The 19,053-nt window shown below is 40.7% G+C and carries 13 protein-coding genes; 4 read left to right on the forward strand and 9 right to left on the reverse strand.

Annotation, left to right across the window (positions count from 1 at the left end):
• Positions 1-49: 49 nt before the first annotated feature.
• Together AB0756_RS33760 and AB0756_RS33765 are read right to left on the reverse strand one after the other, a co-directional pair.
• Complete coding sequence (locus tag AB0756_RS33760) at positions 50-829, reverse strand: metal ABC transporter ATP-binding protein (RefSeq protein ID WP_038079824.1); 780 nt, start codon at positions 827-829, stop codon at positions 50-52.
• A gap of 118 nt (positions 830-947) precedes the next feature.
• Complete coding sequence (locus tag AB0756_RS33765) at positions 948-1,895, reverse strand: metal ABC transporter substrate-binding protein (RefSeq protein ID WP_082051627.1); 948 nt, start codon at positions 1,893-1,895, stop codon at positions 948-950.
• Between the two features lie 542 nt (positions 1,896-2,437).
• Between AB0756_RS33765 and AB0756_RS33770 the strand changes: the two genes are divergently transcribed.
• A complete protein-coding gene (locus AB0756_RS33770) occupies positions 2,438-4,066 on the forward strand; it encodes an iron uptake porin (protein WP_038079868.1) in 1,629 nt (542 codons plus the stop codon).
• 345 nt (positions 4,067-4,411) lie between these two features.
• On the opposite strand, the gene AB0756_RS33775 is transcribed toward AB0756_RS33770, so the two are convergent.
• The gene (locus AB0756_RS33775; RefSeq protein ID WP_038079865.1) at positions 4,412-6,142 is read right to left on the reverse strand and encodes an Rqc2 family fibronectin-binding protein; all 1,731 of its coding nucleotides are present in this window, start codon (positions 6,140-6,142) and stop codon (positions 4,412-4,414) included.
• A gap of 304 nt (positions 6,143-6,446) precedes the next feature.
• On the opposite strand from AB0756_RS33775, the gene AB0756_RS33780 reads away from it, so the two are divergent.
• On the forward strand, positions 6,447-7,811 hold the full coding sequence (locus AB0756_RS33780; protein WP_038079818.1) for a protein kinase domain-containing protein: 1,365 nt from the start codon (positions 6,447-6,449) through the stop codon (positions 7,809-7,811).
• A 52-nt stretch (positions 7,812-7,863) separates the two neighbouring features.
• Here AB0756_RS33780 and AB0756_RS33785 read toward each other — a convergent pair whose 3' ends face one another.
• From AB0756_RS33785 to AB0756_RS33805, 5 genes are all read right to left on the reverse strand, one after another.
• A complete protein-coding gene (locus AB0756_RS33785; protein WP_038079810.1) occupies positions 7,864-8,583 on the reverse strand; it encodes a choice-of-anchor W domain-containing protein in 720 nt (239 codons plus the stop codon).
• A 234-nt stretch (positions 8,584-8,817) separates the two neighbouring features.
• The gene (locus tag AB0756_RS33790; RefSeq protein WP_038079807.1) at positions 8,818-9,600 is read right to left on the reverse strand and encodes a PEP-CTERM sorting domain-containing protein; all 783 of its coding nucleotides are present in this window, start codon (positions 9,598-9,600) and stop codon (positions 8,818-8,820) included.
• Positions 9,601-10,360: 760 nt separating this feature from the next.
• Positions 10,361-11,662 carry a glycosyltransferase family 4 protein gene (locus AB0756_RS33795; protein WP_038104881.1) on the reverse strand — a complete coding sequence of 434 codons (1,302 nt, stop codon included), beginning with the start codon at positions 11,660-11,662 and terminating at the stop codon, positions 10,361-10,363.
• 1,430 nt (positions 11,663-13,092) lie between these two features.
• A complete protein-coding gene (locus AB0756_RS33800; RefSeq protein ID WP_038104876.1) occupies positions 13,093-13,608 on the reverse strand; it encodes an RNA recognition motif domain-containing protein in 516 nt (171 codons plus the stop codon).
• A gap of 648 nt (positions 13,609-14,256) precedes the next feature.
• Positions 14,257-16,392, reverse strand: a complete 2,136-nt coding sequence (locus AB0756_RS33805; protein ID WP_050045316.1) for a M48 family metalloprotease — start codon at positions 16,390-16,392, stop codon at positions 14,257-14,259.
• A gap of 91 nt (positions 16,393-16,483) precedes the next feature.
• On the opposite strand from AB0756_RS33805, the gene AB0756_RS33810 reads away from it, so the two are divergent.
• Positions 16,484-16,660, forward strand: coding sequence for a hypothetical protein (locus AB0756_RS33810; RefSeq protein WP_153021561.1), 177 nt, complete (start codon positions 16,484-16,486; stop codon positions 16,658-16,660).
• On the opposite strand, the gene prfC is transcribed toward AB0756_RS33810, so the two are convergent.
• Positions 16,657-18,285 (reverse strand): peptide chain release factor 3, encoded by a 1,629-nt coding sequence (prfC, locus tag AB0756_RS33815; RefSeq protein ID WP_038093411.1) that lies wholly within the window; start codon positions 18,283-18,285, stop codon positions 16,657-16,659. The two genes, AB0756_RS33810 and prfC, sit on opposite strands and share 4 nt — an antisense overlap.
• Positions 18,286-18,543: 258 nt before the next feature.
• Here prfC and AB0756_RS33820 point away from each other — a divergent pair, with 258 nt between their 5' ends.
• On the forward strand, positions 18,544-18,885 hold the full coding sequence (locus AB0756_RS33820) for a DUF4870 domain-containing protein (protein ID WP_038093414.1): 342 nt from the start codon (positions 18,544-18,546) through the stop codon (positions 18,883-18,885).
• Positions 18,886-19,053: the final 168 nt, after the last annotated feature.

Genomic DNA, 19,053 nt, shown 5'->3' on the forward strand with positions numbered 1-19,053 from the left:
GTAGCTTCAAAAATTCATAATTCATAATTCATAATTCATAATTCGTAATTCAGTCATGGTTGTGTCGGTAGCGGCTAAAGCCGGGACCGTAAGTTGCTAAAAGATTTTGTGGTGAAAGAGCGACTTCTGGGACTCCCGTACAAACAATGGTTTGGTTCAAACAAATAACGCGATCGCAGTAATGGCTGACCATATCAATATCATGGGAGACTTGCAAAACCGTCCAACCTTCTTCTTGTTTGAGTTCATTAAGCAACGTATAAAAATCTGCTGCACCTTGAATATCCACTCCAGCAAAAGCCTCATCCAGAACCAAGAGTTTGCGGGGTACAACCAAACAATATGCCAACAACACACGTTTAAATTGACCGCCACTGAGAGTTCCAATGGCTTGATGGCGCAGGTGGTACGCATCAGTTCGGCGCAGAGCTTCCGAGACTGCTGCGGATTTTTCCTTTTTTCGGCGACTTATACCTCCGACATTGAAGAAATTGGAACAAGAACTAGAAACCCATCCCAATTCTACGAGTTCACCTACAGAAATAGGAAAGCTGCGATCGAAAATAAAATTTTGCGGCATGTAAGCCAACTGGTGGCGCAAATTTCCCAAACGAGCTATGGGACGACCAAATATTTCAATGCTACCTGCACTTCTAGGAATTAAATCTAAAATACCTTGCACCAGCGTACTTTTACCGGCACCATTTGGTCCCACTATAGCTGTATTTGTTCCCTTGTGTATTTCCAAAGAAACATCCCGAACAGCTAGATAGCTACCCTGATAAACCGTCAATCCCTCTACTTTTAAAATAGGAAAATCATTAATCATTCGTCATTTGTTGTTAACCGGAAACAATCATAGATTCTCATTATGAGTTATAAATTATGAAATTATGATGAAATGTACCCTGTAGTACGCGTAATTTCTGACTCATTATTTATAACACCTACTGACAGGCAGATTTTAAAGTTTCTAAATTAGCTCGCATTCCTTGAAAATAGTACTGAGGATCTATTTCTCCCGTTTCCAATGAATCCAAAGGACGCAAAGTCAAATTCAAATCTTTAGAAAGACTCGTTAACAATTTGTTATCCGATCCTGGTTCGCCAAACAACGCTTTCACTTTATACTGCTTGACCGCTTTTACTGCGTTTTGTACGTCTGTTGGTGAGAGTTGGTCTTCTGGAATTTCCACAACAGCAACTTGCTTTAGATTGTAGCGTTTAGCTAAGTACGAGTAAGCATCATGGAAAGTGACAAAGGTACAATTGGGAGTCTTTTGTAAAGTTTGCTGAAATTCACCGTTCAAACTCTCTAATTGCTTGATATATGCTGCTGCATTCGCTTCATAAGTTGCTTTACGAGCAGGGTCAGCAGCAATAAGACCATCCCGAATATTTTCAACTTGCTGTTTTGCCAAAACGGGATCTAACCATACATGAGGGTTTCCTTCTGCATGGTCGTGATTGTGTTCTTCTTGAGCACTATGAGTTTTCACAACAGGTGAAATTTCATCGAGAGCTTGAACTCCTTTGCTAGCATCCACTTGAATAAGTTTGGAATTTTGGGCATTCTCGATCGTGCTATCCAGAAATCCCTCTAACCCCATGCCATTTTTTACCAATACATTAGCCGTAGCAATTTCCTTGACATTCTCTGGTGTTGCCTGGTATTCATGGACTTCTGTACCGGGTGGCACTAATATCTTGACATCTGCTGCATCTCCAGCAACTGCCTGAGTAAACCAATAAATCGGTAAAAAGGTAGCTACAACTTTGATTTTGTTTGATTGTGGTGATGGAGTCGATGCTGTTTCCCGTGTTTGTGGAGGCTGTTCGGAATTGGTTACCTGCCTTGTGTCGGAGCCATTACACCCAAGACTTAAAAATACCATTAAGAAAGCAATTATACTAAAAAAGCTTTTTTTCGGACTATTCTGAGGCTGATACACTTTTTTCTCCTTCGCACAGTTATTTACAAGATTTCTTGTTATTTATTGACATACAGATTGTACTGCAAAACATAATGATACTCATTATTAAACCAAAAAACTGGTACAGCGTAGCGGAAATAACCATACCATTAGTATTGAGACAAAAGTCTCATTCATAGGCGTTTGAGCCTTCTGCCCTCTGCCTTCTTCTGCCTTCATATACTAGAGCGTGCATGGTAGCAATGTTTGTAATAACCTATGTGGAAAATCAGGAATTAGGTATTGGAGATTACCTGACCGATTTTTATCCCTCTTCATGTAAGTAATTCATGACGACAGCTTATTTGAGAGGCTTTTTCATATAAACTAATACCAATTTGAAAAAACACGGTTAATTATGCGAGATTAAGTCTCAACACCACTTTCTCAATCCAAAACCAAAATGGTATAAATTTTCCAAGCTTGAGATGTGGGTTTTAATCGAAAATGTGTGTGAGGAAGAGATGACAAAATTTTGGAAATGGTTGCTGGCTAGCCCAGTCTTTTTGAGCATAATGCTAGTCATGAATGCCACTGTCGTTGCGGGGGAAACACCAAGCAATGAGAATCTCAACGTAACTGACAATCGCCCTAAAGACAAAACAATGGCACAGGTGACGTCAGTTTCTCAGCTATCAGACGTACAGCCAACAGACTGGGCTTTCCAAGCGCTGCAATCGTTGGTAGAAAGATACGGTTGTATTGCTGGATATCCAAATGGGACTTATAGAGGCAATCGGGCGCTAACAAGATACGAATTTGCGGCTGGTTTAAATGCTTGTCTCGATCGCGTCAACGAACTCATTGCCACCGCTACATCCGAGTTAGTCACCAAACAAGATTTAGCCACATTACAAAAACTGCAAGAGGAATTTGCGGCTGAACTGGCGACGCTTCGCGGGCGTGTAGATGCACTTGAAGCAAAAACTGCTGAGTTGGAAGCCAATCAATTTTCCACCACGACGAAACTGCAAGGAGAAGCTGTCGCAGCCATCACTGATGTCTTTGGAGGCAATACAGTCAACGATGTAGACGTTAGGGATAACAATACAACCTTTGGGGCGCGCTTACGCGTGGAGTTGGTCACTAGCTTCACGGGAAACGACACTTTGTTTACCAGACTTCAAGCAAATAATATTGTCAACCCCGAACTTGGGACACCAGAAGGTAGCCTCTTCTTTGCAGGTGAAGACGGTAACAGCGATGTCTTGCTAGATGCGCTCTGGTACAAATTCCCCCTGACTAAAAGCACAGAGGTGATTGCTCTTGCTAACGCAGGTGCAGCAGATGACATCACGGATACGATCAACATCTTTGATGGAGATGGTTCTCTAGGTGCTTTATCGACCTTTGGTACGCGGAACGCAATTTATTACCAGGTAGAAGGCGCGGGTTTGGGTATCACCCAACGGTTTGGGGATGCTGTATCTGTCTCTTTAGGATATTTAGGCAATTCACCAAACGATCCATCCCTTGGTAATGGTATATTTAACGGTCCCTCCAGTGCTCTAGCACAACTGACTATTAAACCAAGCGATCGCTTTAGTTTTGCTTTCACCTACATTAATGCTTACAACCAGGAATTAGGCGCAGGAAGTACTCGCGCAAATCCAATCTCATTCTTCAACTCCAACTTTGACTTTGACTTAGATGGAGAATCAGACGAGTTAAATGTACCCTTCTCCAGTAATTCCTACGGTTTTCAAGCATCCATTGGCTTAAGCGAGAAATTTGTCTTAGGAGGTTGGGTTGGATACACAAATGCTCGCAACTTGTCCACAGAAGGAGGAAGAATCGATCGAGGAGATTTAGATATTTGGACTTGGGCTGTGACCCTAGGATTTCCCGATCTTGGCAAAAAAGGCAACTTAGCTGGTATCATTTTTGGTATGGAACCAAAAGTCACGGGTTCCAGCATCAACGAAATCTCCAAAGATAGAGATACTTCCTATCACATTGAAGCCTTCTACCAATATCAAGTTACTGAAAACATAGCCATCACCCCAGGAGTGATTTGGCTGACAGCACCAGACCATAACAATAACAACGACGATGTTGTAATTGGTGCTATTAGAACAACGTTGAGTTTTTAATCACATATAAAAAGACCAGCCTACCACAGCTGGTCTCATAAATATCTCTTGCGTTGTCTTGTTTCCTGAGTTAAACCCAAACTGCGCGTTCTCAAAGCGCACCGGGAAACTTTTCTTCACAATATTGTAACAGCCAACACAGATTTTTAATGGAAATTTATCAAAAAAACAACACATTTATAAAAAAATAGCCTCTATCTTTAAGAAGAATTTAAGCATATCTTTGTAAAAATAAATCAACTTTTTAAATCAAAATAATTTATTATTTTTCATTACTCTACTTGTCACTAGGTATTGAGCGTCAATGACTCTCCCTTTTCTCCCTTGTCCCGGTTGTTCCTCCAATCACTGTTCGCTGTTCGCTAACTGCGGTCGTCCCCAAATAACGCGTTCCTGCTTGTAGATAGCAATGCCAGGTTTTGCTCCCTTGGGCTTGTAGACATACTTTGGTTGAGTATAAACTATTGGCACTTGGTCGCTTTGACGGCTGCGACTGTAGTATGCTGCTAGGTTGGCAACGTACTGTAAATCGCTTTCCTCTGGAACTGCACCGGCTTCCAAACGCAAAAGCAGGTGACTCCCCGGAATTTCTTGTGCGTGAAACCATAAATCGTAGTCATTCGCAACTCGAAAAGTTAACTGGTCGTTTTGACGATTGTTGCGACCGATTAAAACTTCAAAACCACTAGGGGTGCGGAAATGATGAAAGTTGATGTTAGCGGATTCTGTAGAACTGCGACGGCGATACCCTGAGTCTTCTAAATATTGCTGCTGAATCAGTTCCTCGCGAATTTCCTCTAAAGCTTGTAAATCTTCTGATGTTTGGTAGCTGTCTATTTGAGAAATCGCTGCGTCTACTTGCTCCAAATACTCAATCTCTGCCTTAACTTCTATCAATAGCGGTTCCACAGCAGTACGGGCGCGTTTGAGTTTTTGGTGCTGTTTGTACAAATTTTGAGCATTTTGCACTGCATTTTTGTCCGGTTCTAAGGAAATCTTGATAGGTTTACCAGTTTCAAAGTCAGGTAAGACAATCTCCTTCATTCCCACTTGCCATTCATGCAAGTGCGCCATTAACAAATCGGCTTTTTGCCTGTACTCATCTGCTTGTTCGGATTGCTGTAAGCGGTGCTCAAACGCAGCAGCCTTGACTCGCAATTTTTCTAAAGTGTTGTTGAGTTTTTGATTCAACTGATGCCGCAGCTGAGAAAATGTCTGTAAATTGAATTGGTCAGTATAATAGCGATTGAGTAGCTCTTGAATATCTTCAGCTGGTTTCAATGCACCCCAACCCAGGACGTTGTATCCTCCTGCTGTCCAAACAGGTTCGTATTTCTCGCTCTCCAATCTTTGTAACCATTCGCACCATCGCTGAAACAGACGCTGCCAATCCTCTGATTTTAGGGTATCGGTTGTACTCTCCGGATCTATACCGGATACCTGTAACATTGACTGTATAAGCGAAGGAGAAACGCCACGGTAGTTTTTGAGTAACTGCTTTTTGATAGCTCCTGGTATTAAACTGACTCTTTCTTGCCAGCGTTCCTGAGATTCTGTCAAACTGGGTACGGTAGCAGTGAGTCGGGGTGGTTTTTCATAGGATTGTCCTGTAAGAATCGGGCGGACGCTGGATTGTTGTTGGTTAACTTGGTGGGCAACAGTAATTATTGTGTTACTAGCATCGGTAAGAATAACGTTACTGTACTTACCCATGATTTCAACATACACGTGATATAAAGCGCTTTCGCCCGGACGACGAGCAAACTGTAAATCAACAGCACGTTCCCAGGGGTCGATTATGTCTATGGAGACTAATGCCAATCCACCTAACTGATGTATCAGTTGTTGGCTGAAGGTAAAAGTATCTGGGATTCTTGGTGGTGGATCTCCGATGTGAAGGCGGGCGGCTTGGGGATGCCAAGAAATTTCCAGCCAACTCCGTTGTTTGATCGTGCGGAGTGCGATCGCAATAGTGTAGCTGTTGCGCTGATAAACTTGCTCTATGCGAGATGGTAGCCAGTTAGCGCGGATATCGCTACAAACAGCAGTAAGAGTCGTAAAGTCAAAAGTTTGCACAACGATTCCCCGTTTCACCAATTGTCAGCTACCAGTTATCACTTGTTAGCGCTCTGTTCGCTGATGGAGTCTTAAAATGTCCGTGTAAAGAAAATATAACTTTACTATAATAGCAAAAACTTTAGTAGCTGATGAAAAAAGTTCATAACCTATCATAACAAACTCTCTTCCCCAAGCCCTACTCTCTTTTTCAAGCTACCTTGCAATTCCTACCGTAATAGTGTGAGTTTAACTATATAATTTGCGAGATTATTTATATTTTTGGGAATACTAGCTGATATGAATCTTGGAAGTCTTGGCTCAAATGTCTGTACATATAAACAAAATTTTTAGTATTCCTGGCTATAGCATCTTGGAAAAAATTTATGCAGGCAGTAAAACTCTAGTTTGCCGGGGTATTAGAGAACATGACCAAAAACCAGTGATTATTAAAGCGATGCAGAGCAAACATCCAAGTTTTACTCAAATTGCTCAGTTTCGCAATCAATATGCGATCGCAGTTAGTCTTCAGTTTTCAGGTATTGTCCAAACCTATAGCTTAGAAAATTTTGATAACAGCTATGCTTTGGTCATGGAAGATTTCGGTGGTGTTTCTTTGCGGGATTACTTAGATCGTTTTAAGGAATCAAATACCATATCTCTACAAGAGTTTTTCCATATTGCTGTTCAAATAGCTTCTACTCTCCACCAACTGCACCGAAACCACGTAATTCATAAAGATATTAAACCTGCAAATATCCTGATTAATCCCAACACCTTTGAGGTGAAGTTAGCAGATTTTAGTATTGCCTCCCTACTTCCAAAAGAAATTCAATACCCGCTCGCTCCCAATATTTTAGAAGGTACATTAGCTTATATTTCCCCCGAACAAACCGGAAGGATGAACCGAGGAATCGACTACCGTAGCGATTTTTATTCTCTTGGAGTTACATTTTTTGAACTCCTCACTGGACAGTATTCACTGCAAAATCAAATTCAAGAAATAGATCTAGATTTTCTGAAAGAAGACTTACCCAAAATTCTTCATTTCATGAAACTTGGCACCAACCGTATCAAGAATATCGTGTTAGGTCTGCGTAACTTTTCTCGCTTAGATGAAGCCGAAATGAAGCCAGTTGATATTCATGAGGAAATCAACAGTACTTTAATGATATTACATCATAAACTTAAAGCCAAAGTAGAGCGACCGGAAATTAAAGTTATAAAAGAATACGGAAAACTCCCCCAGGTTGAATGTTATGTCAATCAAATGAACCAAGTTTTTATGAATATACTGGTAAATGCAATTGATGCTTTGGAACTAGGAACAGGGAACTCGAAACTAGGGATTAGAAAGATAAGCTCCCTAACTCTCTATTTTAAATCTTTAATCCCCACAATTATTATTCGTACATTGATTGTAGAAAAACATATTGTAGAGATTCTGATTGCTGACAACGGTTCTGGAATAGCTCCGGAAGTTATACAAAAAATCTTCGATCCGTTTTTTACAACTAAGCCAATAGGAAGTGGAACTGGTTTGGGGTTATCAATCAGTTACCAAATTGTAGTAGAAAAACATAAGGGTAGTTTAACTTGCAATTCCCTACTAGGTCAGGGAACTGAATTTATTATTAAAATCCCAATTAAGCAGAATAAAGCTTGTAACCAAATAATTCGTAATTCGTAATAAAAAGTACAACTACGAATTACGAATTGGAACGAAACGAGTTTACCACTCGTTAAGCTGCTGGCTTTTTGCGGCTGTAACCCAAACCTGCAAATGCGACCAATGCGATCGCGCCAATTGTACCGGGTTCGGGTACGCTGGTCTTAGACGAACCCCCTACCTTAAATTGGTATGCTAGTTGAGAATTCTTTGGTGGAGTTGTACCAGCCCAAAATAATGTTGTCTGACCTGTCAGCACAAAAGGATCGCTAATGTCGCTAATTCTTAGGTAATCCACATCTGAAGCAAGACCCAAAGAAGAAGAATTTAGAGATCCAAGGCTTGTACCATTCAGCACCAAGTCACTCAAACTAACAACACTATTCTGTGAAGCAAAGGTACGGATGAAAATATCGCTCACCGGACCATTAAAAGCCGTGCTGGACAAAGTCTGACCGCCAACAATATATTTAACGCTGTTACCCGTGTATTCCAGACTGAAGTTTACTGGCTGGTTGTTAACCCAAGCATACTGTTGTTGCTCAACAGGCTGACCGCCTTGCTGAATATCGTCATTAATACTAAGTTCATAAGTAGCAAGACCTCCAAGATCTCCAATTCGACCTTCAGCAACAAACTTTTCAGAAAATTGCCCTTGCTTGATGAGATTTTCAAAATCCGTATCTGTGAAATTAGGGTTTTGGCTGAGTGTTAGGGCTTTTGCTGGGTTTGGCACTGTACACAGTCCAAGGGTCAATAGACCAAAAATCAAGAGCAGTTTCCGTTGAATCATTTGCTTGCCTCAATAAAAAATAGGGTTTCCTAGAAATTACTGATGACTACATCTGTCCTCACCGCTTTTACATAAAACTTTAACAGAACTTCTTAATACTGGTACAAATGCTGGAAACCTTTACTAAAAACTTAATTCTTTCATGAAAATATGAAAATTTTTCTATTTCAAAAACACGGCTTCTTAAAGAAACCGTGTTGGTAAATTTCAAGTTGATTGTGCTTCAGCTATTAACTAACTGCTTTTACGTCGTTTGTAACCTATCCCCGCAAATGCTGCTAATGCGATCGCACCAAGTGTACCGGGTTCAGGTACGCTTGTTGTTTTTGGAGAATTCCCAACTTTAATTTGATAGGCGAGATTCGACTGACTGAGCATTCCACCTTCCCAGCTCATAGCCACTTTACCAGTCAGTTTAAACCCTGCAGATATTTTACTAAGTTGGATATAGTCTGTGTCACTACTAGTGGCTGTACCAAAAGAGGATAAATTACCAATTGCCTTACCTTGACTGTTTGCCGATTCATAAAACAGAAGGTCAGTCAGTTGAACCGCGTTATTTTTATTATTTTTACTGATTTTATCTTGCTGTGCAAAAGTGCGAAGGAATATATCGGTGACTGGACCGCTAAAACTATTTGTTTTTAAGGTTTTTTCGCCAACTTTATATGTTACTTCGCTTCCTGTATATTCCAGACTAAAGTCTACAAAGCTATTGTTCTGCCAAGTACGACCGTCTTTAACTACAGGGGTAAAACTGATTTTGGTATCTCTAAGAATATCAATTTCATGAATTCCCTCACTTGGGTTATTATCGCCAATTCGACCTTCAGCTACAAATAATTCCGTAAATTGACCTTGTTGTCTCAAGTTTTCAAAATCCGAATCTTTAAAACCAGTTTTGTTAACTAATTCAAAAGCACTGGCTGAATTGGGTGCTAACAATAAACCTAGTGTAGCTAATCCCAGTAAAATCAGAGATTTTTTGTCATTAATAGATTGGGGCAAGAAAAACATAGTATTTTCCTAAATCAGTCTCATTTTTAAACTTTTTTCGGTGTTTGCAAGTAAATTAAATCCACCGAAAACATTGTTTCAATAAGTAGATTGCACCCTTTTTTAATACCAGATACTAACTTCAGAATCTATATGCTGAAGTTGCAAACAACCAGTTACTGCTTGGTCGCTCTTTTCTTTTGTGTTATTGAAAAATGATTAAAACTCAGCTAAAGTGAGATTTGTTCAACTTTCTACTTACCCAGACTAAAGCATCATTTCTTGAAACGTCTATACAAAAAAATTCTTTTTTACCAAAAATTTAATCAAGGGAATATTTTAAAGTTTGTTCGGTAAAAATTACGATATTTGGAACAATTAAACCTTTGAGAGTTAATGATAAAATTACTAGCTAGTTTTATGTGCAATCAGCTCTTTAACAGTAAAAATACGTAAGCTTGATGAAGACAAAATCGACCTTACTCCAAACCCCGCTCCTGAGATAGGGTTAATAGCTTTTTGACCATTAGCCATTAGCCATTAGCCATTAGCTATTAGCAAACCAATTTCTTTACAAAATTGGGATGCTCCCGTGTGAAGTATGTTGAACGTCACGTTTTGTTAAGTATTACTCCTCCAAAGTGAGGACTGTACGATGATTTGCACTCAAAAGTCTCTAGTCGAGAGGAACTGATTTGTTCATAACTCTCGACTAGAGACTTTTGGTTCTTTTATGCTGGCAATTAGCGATACGCCTTTAGGCGTTAAGCGAAACTTATCGCTAACTCACTAAAATTGCTTCTTGTGGTGATTTTTCAGAAGTTCCTTTCAGAGTGTTTTCAAGATGTGCTTGCAGAATTTGAGTGTAAAGCTGACTCAGTTGAGATGCAACTCCATCCCAACTAAATTTGGTTTCTACTCGCTGTCTACCTCCTTGACCCCATTTATCTCGCAACTGTGGATTTCCAAGGATTTTATCAATCGCTGCAGAGAAGGCTCCTGCATCTTGTGGTGTTGCTAATAAACCAGTTTGTTCTGGTACAACGGTAAATTGCAGTCCCCCAACATCACTAGCAACTACTGGTGTACCACTAGCCATGGCTTCAATCGCTACCAGTCCAAAAGGTTCATAATGACTGGGTACAACGCACACATCAGCAGCCGCGTAATAGTATGGCAGAATTTCTTGACTGAGGCGACCTGGGAAGGTGGTGAAATCACTCATACCTAACTCAGCAACAATGCTCTCAATGCGATCGCGTTCTATTCCATCACTATGACCGGGACGGCTTCCTCCACCTACAATCAGTTGAAGCTTGTCGGATGAGCGAAACTGAGATTGACCCACCGCACGCACCAAAGTTTCTATCCCTTTGCGCGGATCGAAACGACCTACATACAGCACTAGTTTGGCTTCAGGGTCAATACCCAATACAGCTCTTGCTACTTGTCGGTCAACACAACCAAACCTCCCAATGTCAGTACCGCAGGGAATAATATCAACACTCCCTTTTGTAGAAACAAGAGTTCGCATATGTTCTTTCTCTTGCGGGCTCGTCGCTACAATGCGTTCTGCTGTCTCCAAAACTTGTTTCTCCACTGCTAACCGAGTACTGGCTATCAGAGGAATCGTTTCTATTGTGTTGTACTTAACCACTCCTAAAGAGTGGTAGGTATGAACCTGTTTGCTCCCTTGGAGCTCCTTCAACTGCATCCCGACCCAACTGGAGAGCCAATAATTTGTATGAACCAGAGGATACACGTAATTGTTGTCTTGTTGGAATTTTAGGAAGTTATCCACAAATTCTGGCAAGTATCCAAACAGATTATCTCGTGGCACAAATTCAACAGCTCCAGCCTCTAGTCGAATTGTTCGACAATTGGGGCTGTGTTGAACTATTGTGTCTTGCTCTGTACTAATTTTGCGGGTAAACATATCAACTTGCCACCCCAATCTAGCCAGTGCTTCTCCCACTTGGCATACGTAAACGTTCTGTCCTCCAGCCTCTTCTTTCCCAATTTCAATCGCCGGATCACCGTGGACTGAAATTAAGGCGATGCGTTGCTCAGTTCTAGAGTTCATAGTTTGTTGGTGTTTTTTCTTACGAAAGGTTTCTGGCATATCTGAGTTCGCTCCTAGCCTTCAACCTCGTTTATAGAATTTTTATTATTCTTCATTTTATTTTAAGATGCAATACATTTTTATACATCTACTCACAGAAGTAGAATTTTTTTTTTACGTATTTCCATTTAAATTCTTTATACTTCAACCGCTATATTTTTAGCTAATACAGTCAATAAGTAATTCAAATAGATGTAATTGAAATTACATCTATTAATTTCCTTCTAAACTTTATGCCATGAGTACAGAGCTTTTTCTTAAGCAAAAATTACCAAAAAATAGTATTTTAAAGCACCTAATATGACAATAGATTTACCGCATTTTTTAGAGAAAATGTCAATATATCTTTATGAGAGAATTGTTGTGTCTTACTTTAGAATTTTTCCAAACAACTGTTAAGCGATCGCAATTTGTCTAAATTGATACTGTTTCTTAAGTCGCAAAAAAATGATTTTCTTTTCAAGAAAAGTATAATGTTACACTTTATTTTTTGCACGAATAGTTTACCTTAACATTTGCTAAGGTCATTGTTAGATGACATTTAAGCAAGAAGTGGCAAAAGTATAAATTATTTTTCTGAAAAGTGAATCAATAGAAATAAGCCTGTGGAATTGCAATGAGTTTCTTCCCTCACTCTTAAGATCTTCCAATGAGGGTAGAGTGTATACACAAGCCCGCGATTTTCCCTATAGTGAATTTAATGTGAGTTCCACCGACTTTCCCTCTCCTACCTTATGCGTACAGTAGCTTCAAAAGGAGGAGCTAAGCAAAAGTCCTAACAGTGATGAAGCGAATCGGAACCTTACGAGCATGGAAGAACTCACAACAAGTTTTACCAACCTTTTTGGAAGAATATCTTAAAATATCAGTCTTTTACCACTTTCAGACGTAATATGTCTTGTAAATCCGGCGATAGAGCTTGCAGCACGAATGCCTTTTTCCACCTTGACTCACTAGCAGTCAGAACAAAAAATAAACGGATGACCCAAATTAAGTTGAGTTAGTGCGATCTGCGCCTCGCAGCAGTGCTTCGCTACCGCGACTGTTGAAAGAATACTGTCAACCCTCTACTGCTTTATAGCCAGCAGCACACCCTTGAGTATAAACTCTACCCATAGAGCAAGCACAATAGCCCTGCATTGAAAACTTGCAAAACAAGCTGCGTCTGAGTAGCTACTTGGATTGGACGCTAGGTTCAGAACGCAAGCCTATTCGCAATAGACAAAGTACAGCCAGCGATCGCTGTTTTTTCAACAATTACGCTAGCGAAGCGCTACTGCGAAGCGCAGATCGCACGTGAGTTGGGTAAAAGATTCCCAAAGCTAAACAGCTAAGGGACTTCATACAAATTAAAAACCAAAATCTGATTTTTAATTTGCCTGTAGGGAGAACTAACTGGTAGTTTGTGCAGCCAGCATTTGCTTGAGTTTCTCCAACTGATTAGCCCAGCGAGGATCTGGACGAATCGTGTCATCTGAGTTTCCAGATGTAGTAGGAATATTCTCTTTAGAGCCACCGCCACGACGGGATTTCTTGGAGCTTTTTTCTCTACGGTTACCACCTTCTTTTTGTATGGGAGCTGCATGGCTGCTTCCACCTTGACTTGGTGCTTTAGTCGCAGTTGGTTGATCCTCGCCACCTTCTTCTCCACCTTTAGTACGAGGTAGAGCTTTTTCGAGTTTGATAGCAGATTCTTTGAACAAGAAACCATTGTATTTTTCAATAATTTGGTCTGCTTGCTCGTCATTATTTACCGTCAGAAAACCAAAACCGCGACACTTACCAGTTTTGCGATCTTTGATCAGCTTAGTTGTGACAGCATCACCTTCCGCTGCAAATACTGCTTGTAATTCTTGACGATCTATTTCTTCTTTTGGCAAATTGCCTATGTATAGGCGAACGGACATGAAACATACCTCCAGATTTAACATTTGAATGAACGCGACCAGGCAAAAAACAGGGGCTGGTGTGCGAATGGTGAAGTAATACTATCCACTAACATTGCCACAAACCAACCTTTTTACTCCAAACTATTAAGCAATACAATACAGTTTTTCACCAAGATCAAGCTTCTTTAATACGAGAGCGCACACAACGCCAATAACACCTTTCGTCTAAAAATTTTGAATTTTACAGAGTATAGCTGCCACTGGACTTCTTCGTTAACTTTTTATTCCGAAGAATGCAACACCATCCCCTACATTATCACGGTATTCTACACGTAGCTAGTTCAAAATAGACATTTCCAGCGATTGCATAATCGCATAGTAACATAAATTACACTTTGTTTTCTACTATTTTGTGTTTTTGAAACAAAAACCAGCCATTGGCTGGCTGATTTTGTGCTGTGTTGGGAAAAAAAGGGAATAGATTGGCGCTTTACAGCCACACAGGTAACCAAGCAGGGACGCTAAGTTTGCCAATTGCAACTGTTATTGTAAATAAATGTAACATTTCTCCAGTTATTTTGCAACTTTTCTTTACACTTTTCGACGATAGACTAGCATCGGTCATTGATGAGCCCTGCGCTATGGGCGACTGGGGAAAACTGAATATTAACCCTTGAAGAGCACGTAAACTCCCCAAACGTTCAAAGCAATAGCTAGGATTATAGAGCCAATTGGGTGATAGCTATTGACAGTTTTGCCACTTTGAGTTCTCAAAGTATGAATATCTATCCAAGGTAATGCTCCCTTTCTCAGCCAACCTGTGACGGTAATCTGACGACCTATTAGATCTTGGGTATGAAGTTCTTCCCCGACTTGGGGAAGGTGATGTAATTTTACGAGACTTGTGCTCGTTTGCAGTATTAAATCTTGCCCCAAAAAGTTACTATTACCCCGACGCCCTAAAAGCTTACCAACAAGATGTACGGGAGTACTATCAACAGGAAGACTTGCGGGGTTAGCAAGCAAAACCGGGAGTCGATCGCCAGTTTGTGCGTTGACAGATGCGATATCGGGAAAAAAACTATTTATCCGCACTATGATGCCAATCCCAATACAAATTAGCAAACAACCTGTCACATAAGAAGTATTGTCATATATCCACTTTAAATTTAAAAACTTGAGAGCAAAAGCCATTTGCCAGACTATCCAAATCAAAAGAGCAAAGACAATACCTACTGGAATCCCCAAAAAAGGCGCAATTTGAAAAAGAAAGGATTGGCGCTTGACCCTTAAAGGCTTTTGGTTTTCCATATTTAATTCTGTTTCCAAACGCCACAGACGAGCAATTGATATCAAATGTTGTAAGCGATCGCCTATCAAAGGATGAGTTTTGTTAAAAATAAACCACCACCGATAGGGGTTAAGAGTATCCCACATTAACATCGATTCAAAAGTTGTGTGAGGAGCAATACTCCCCAAACAAATACTTTGTTGATAGCCAACTGGTGCTATTATGTTCAAGCTTTCTAATTGCCAACAAGTCTGTTCTTTTTTTTGAATATCGCTAGCAATTCCCAGAGCAATTTTAAGTAATCCACGGACAAGACCATTAGGGTTACCAGTGATTTCAGCAGCAAGGCGATCGCTATAGTAATGACGAAGTTGAGATAACCATAAAGAAGTTCCAGTTAACAAACACCAAATTCCATAGGCGAAGCTTGCTACATAAGCCAAAGCGATCTGCAAAAGTTTAATTTCCCTCTTATCTCCCCAAATCACAATTTGTCCGTAGAGAAGGTAGAAAGGAATTGTCACTAGTAATACCAAAGACATGACAACAAAGTCCCAATACGCAATATGTCCGAGGGTGCGTGCGTAGACAGCAGCAATTTCATCCTCAGCTAATTGCTCTAAAAACCCCTGACTGACGACAATTCGAGCAGTCCTCGGTAAATTTCCATACGTTATTACTATGGGAGCAGATAGAGGTAAAATCCCCAGTTTTGGAAACAACCAACCGTGCTGTTGACAGTACCGTTGCAGTACCCGAACAGCTTCCGGGCTGTATTTATTTAATGCATCCTTGTTAAATTCTCGCTGGTCATAAAAGTTTGTTAAAAGCCTATCAAGCAACCAAGGTGATAAACCAATTAAAACAAATAGGGTTAAGAGTAACAAAAATGTCGGATCTGCGTATAAAAGTTGTATTGGTTCAAGATACGGTAAATTCATTAACGCATTGTTGATAAATTGCATCGCAAATATCAACAATTGCCGCACTATCCAAAACAGAGCAATAAATGTTCCAGCTTGTAGAAACCAAAAGGGAATTAAATTCAGCTTGTGCAAAGGTCGCCAAGACTTCGCTCTTGGTGACTGTTTCCAGTAGATCGTAAGTGGTTTTGTTGGTTCCCTAGTCGCTACAGGAGGAGGGACTGCGGGAGAGGAGGAGAGGGGGAGAGAAGGGGAGGGGGAGAGAGGGAGAGGGGGAGAAAATTCTACCTTGTCTACATTGTCCCCTTGTCCTTTACTGGATTTTGTCAGCTGTTTTAGAGTACGTTGCGCCCACTCTCGTACTTGAGGATTGTGACTTTGAGTGAGAGTTTCACAAAGAGTTCGTGCTTCTGGGGTATTTCCACTGCGCGTGTGTGCTACAACCAATCCTACCTGCGCTTGTAAGCCAGCATTGCTGTTACCTTCCCTCGCTGCGACTGCTTTCAATGTCGCGATCGCACTCTGATAATTTCCTTGCTTAAGGATGTTTAAACCAGCCTCCAAAGAAGGTTCAGATTGTGAAGGCATAAAATTTACTCACTCTAGTCTTATCGTAAGATACCCAGATTAAGACTCTATTTTAACGCTGGTGAGAAAATTATTTTTTGCTAATGGCTAATTGCTAATTGCTAATAGTTGTTTTCATTATCCATCAGCCATCAGCCATCAACCATCAGCCATCAGCCATCAGCCATTAGCCATTAGCCATCAACCATCAGCCATTAGCCATCAACCATCAGCCATCAGCCATCAGCCATTAGCCATTAGCCATCAGCCATCAGCCATCAGCCATTAGCCATTAGCCACTTGCTGTGTAGAAAAGACTGGTGCGATCGCGCTCAGTTTTAAATTAGGATGGTCTTCTAGCAATTGATGGCAATTCCATTCATTACGAAACAGTAATACCGGGCGTCCAAAGCTATCTTTGACTGTTGTTGTGTTAAACAAGCGTCCTATCGTGTTTAGCGCTTCCCAACCACCCTCTACCCATCGCGCAACTGAGTAAGGTAGTAACTCCAACAAAGTTTCTACTCCATACTCGTTTTGCAAGCGGAATTGCACAACTTCAAATTGCAGTTGACCGACTGCGGCTAAAATTGGGTCGCGCTTAGCCTCGTCTACTGAGTACATGATTTGTACAGCCCCTTCTTCCCGCAACTCGGAAACACCTTTTTGAAATTGTTTAAATTTAGAAGGGTTTGGATTGCGGAGAGTCGCAAATAATTCTGGGGAGAAATACGGAATACCTTCATATTCCAATTTTTGCCCGGTATAAATTGTATCTCCTATGGCAAACACGCCGGGATTGTTCAAGCCAATAACATCCCCTGCATAGGCAAAATCAATGGATTCTCTTTCTTGTGCAAATAATTTTTGCGGGCGGGACAAGCGGATAGTTTTGCCAGTACGTGCGTGATTAACGGTCATGTCTTTTTCAAATTTACCCGTACAAACACGGATGAAGGCAACGCGATCGCGATGTTTCGGGTCCATATTTGCTTGCAGTTTAAAAACAAATCCAGTAAATTCCGGATAAGTGGGCGGAATATCACCTGCTGTACTGTTATGCGAACCCGGTCTTAGGGCATACTCTAGGAAGGAATTGAGGAATAGTTGTACCCCAAAATTGGTCATGGCACTACCAAAGAAGACAGGTGTCATTTTTCCTTTGTGTACCAATTCCAAATCTAATTCCGGTCCTACCCCTTCTAACAGTTCTAAATCGTTTTTGAGTTGGTAATAGAGGTCTTGTTCTAAGAGTTCCTCAATTCTTGGATCGCCTAAATCAACTACGGTATCTATAGCTTCACGGCTACCGTGGGCGCTTCTCTCAAATAAGTGAATTTGTTGTTGCTGGCGGTCAAAAACACCTTTGAAGCGATCGCCCATACCAATGGGCCAGTTCACAGCATAAGTCTGCAAGCCCAATTCTTGCTCGATTTCGTCCAATAGTTCCAATGCTTCTCTTCCAGGACGGTCAAGTTTGTTCACAAATGTGAAGATAGGGATACCTCGCATCTTGCACACTTCAAACAACTTCCTCGTTTGTGGTTCCAAACCTTTCGCTGCGTCAATCAGCATGACTGCATTATCTGCTGCAGCTAGAGTGCGGTAAGTATCTTCACTAAAATCTTGGTGTCCGGGAGTATCTAATAAATTAATTTGGCAATTCCGGTATTCAAACTGTAAAACTGTAGAGGTGATGGAAATACCCCGTTGTTGTTCCATTGCCATCCAGTCTGATGTTGCTTTGCGCTGTGCTCGCCTTGCTTTGACTGCGCCTGCTTCGTGAATAGCACCCCCGTACAGCAAAAGTTTTTCGGTTAGTGTTGTTTTCCCGGCATCGGGGTGGGAGATAATTGCAAAGTTACGGCGACTTTCGACTGCTGTCTGCAGTTCGGGCATGAGTTCAGTTGACATATCTGTTCAATGCTTGTAATTTAACTTAACTTAACTTTTTCCAACTTTAGCGAGTGTTTTAATATTAAGACAACAATGCTTGTGATAGGGTCTTATATAAGTGTTGAGCAATGAGTTCTGGTTACTGGGTAGAATTTATACATAAAAACATCAAAACTCATTGCTTGTCCCTCAACGTTAATATCAAGTCTACTCACTATTTGTCACTAGAACTCAAACCTCAACACTTTATCATTTGTAGTTATATGGGAGTGACAAATGTACGACACGGATACGCGAAAGGTTTTATCAGCACTGTGTCATGGAGCAATTTTCTTCAACTTTCTCTTTGTTTCAATCGGTCTGCCTATTATCATCCTGTTCGCTACTCAAGATCCTGTTGTTAAGGAAAATGCCAAAGAAGCTATCAATTTCCACCTTAATGTATGGTTGTATGGAATTATAATTGGAGCTTTGGTTGTTGCCAGCTTTGGGTTACTGGGTTTTGTTGGATTCTTGTGGTTTTTAGTTCATTGGGGACTAACAATTTGGGCGCTTTTCCATGTTCTAAGCAATTCTGAAACAGCTTTCCGTTATCCCTTCATCTTCCGAATTGTGTAACAGTGACCGCCTTAGCTGCGAATAACGATCGGTTAATTCCCCAATCATTTTCACGACTCGTACCATATGTGTACCCGGTCTTGTGTGTAAGTAAATTCTATCGGTTTTGAAATCTGTTTGGGGTTGGCAATGCCAACCCTAATGTATCCTTATTGCCTTTTAGGTAAC

Source organism: Tolypothrix campylonemoides VB511288_2 (assembly GCF_045999855.1).
Classification (GTDB): domain Bacteria; phylum Cyanobacteriota; class Cyanobacteriia; order Cyanobacteriales; family Nostocaceae; genus Scytonema; species Scytonema bouteillei_A.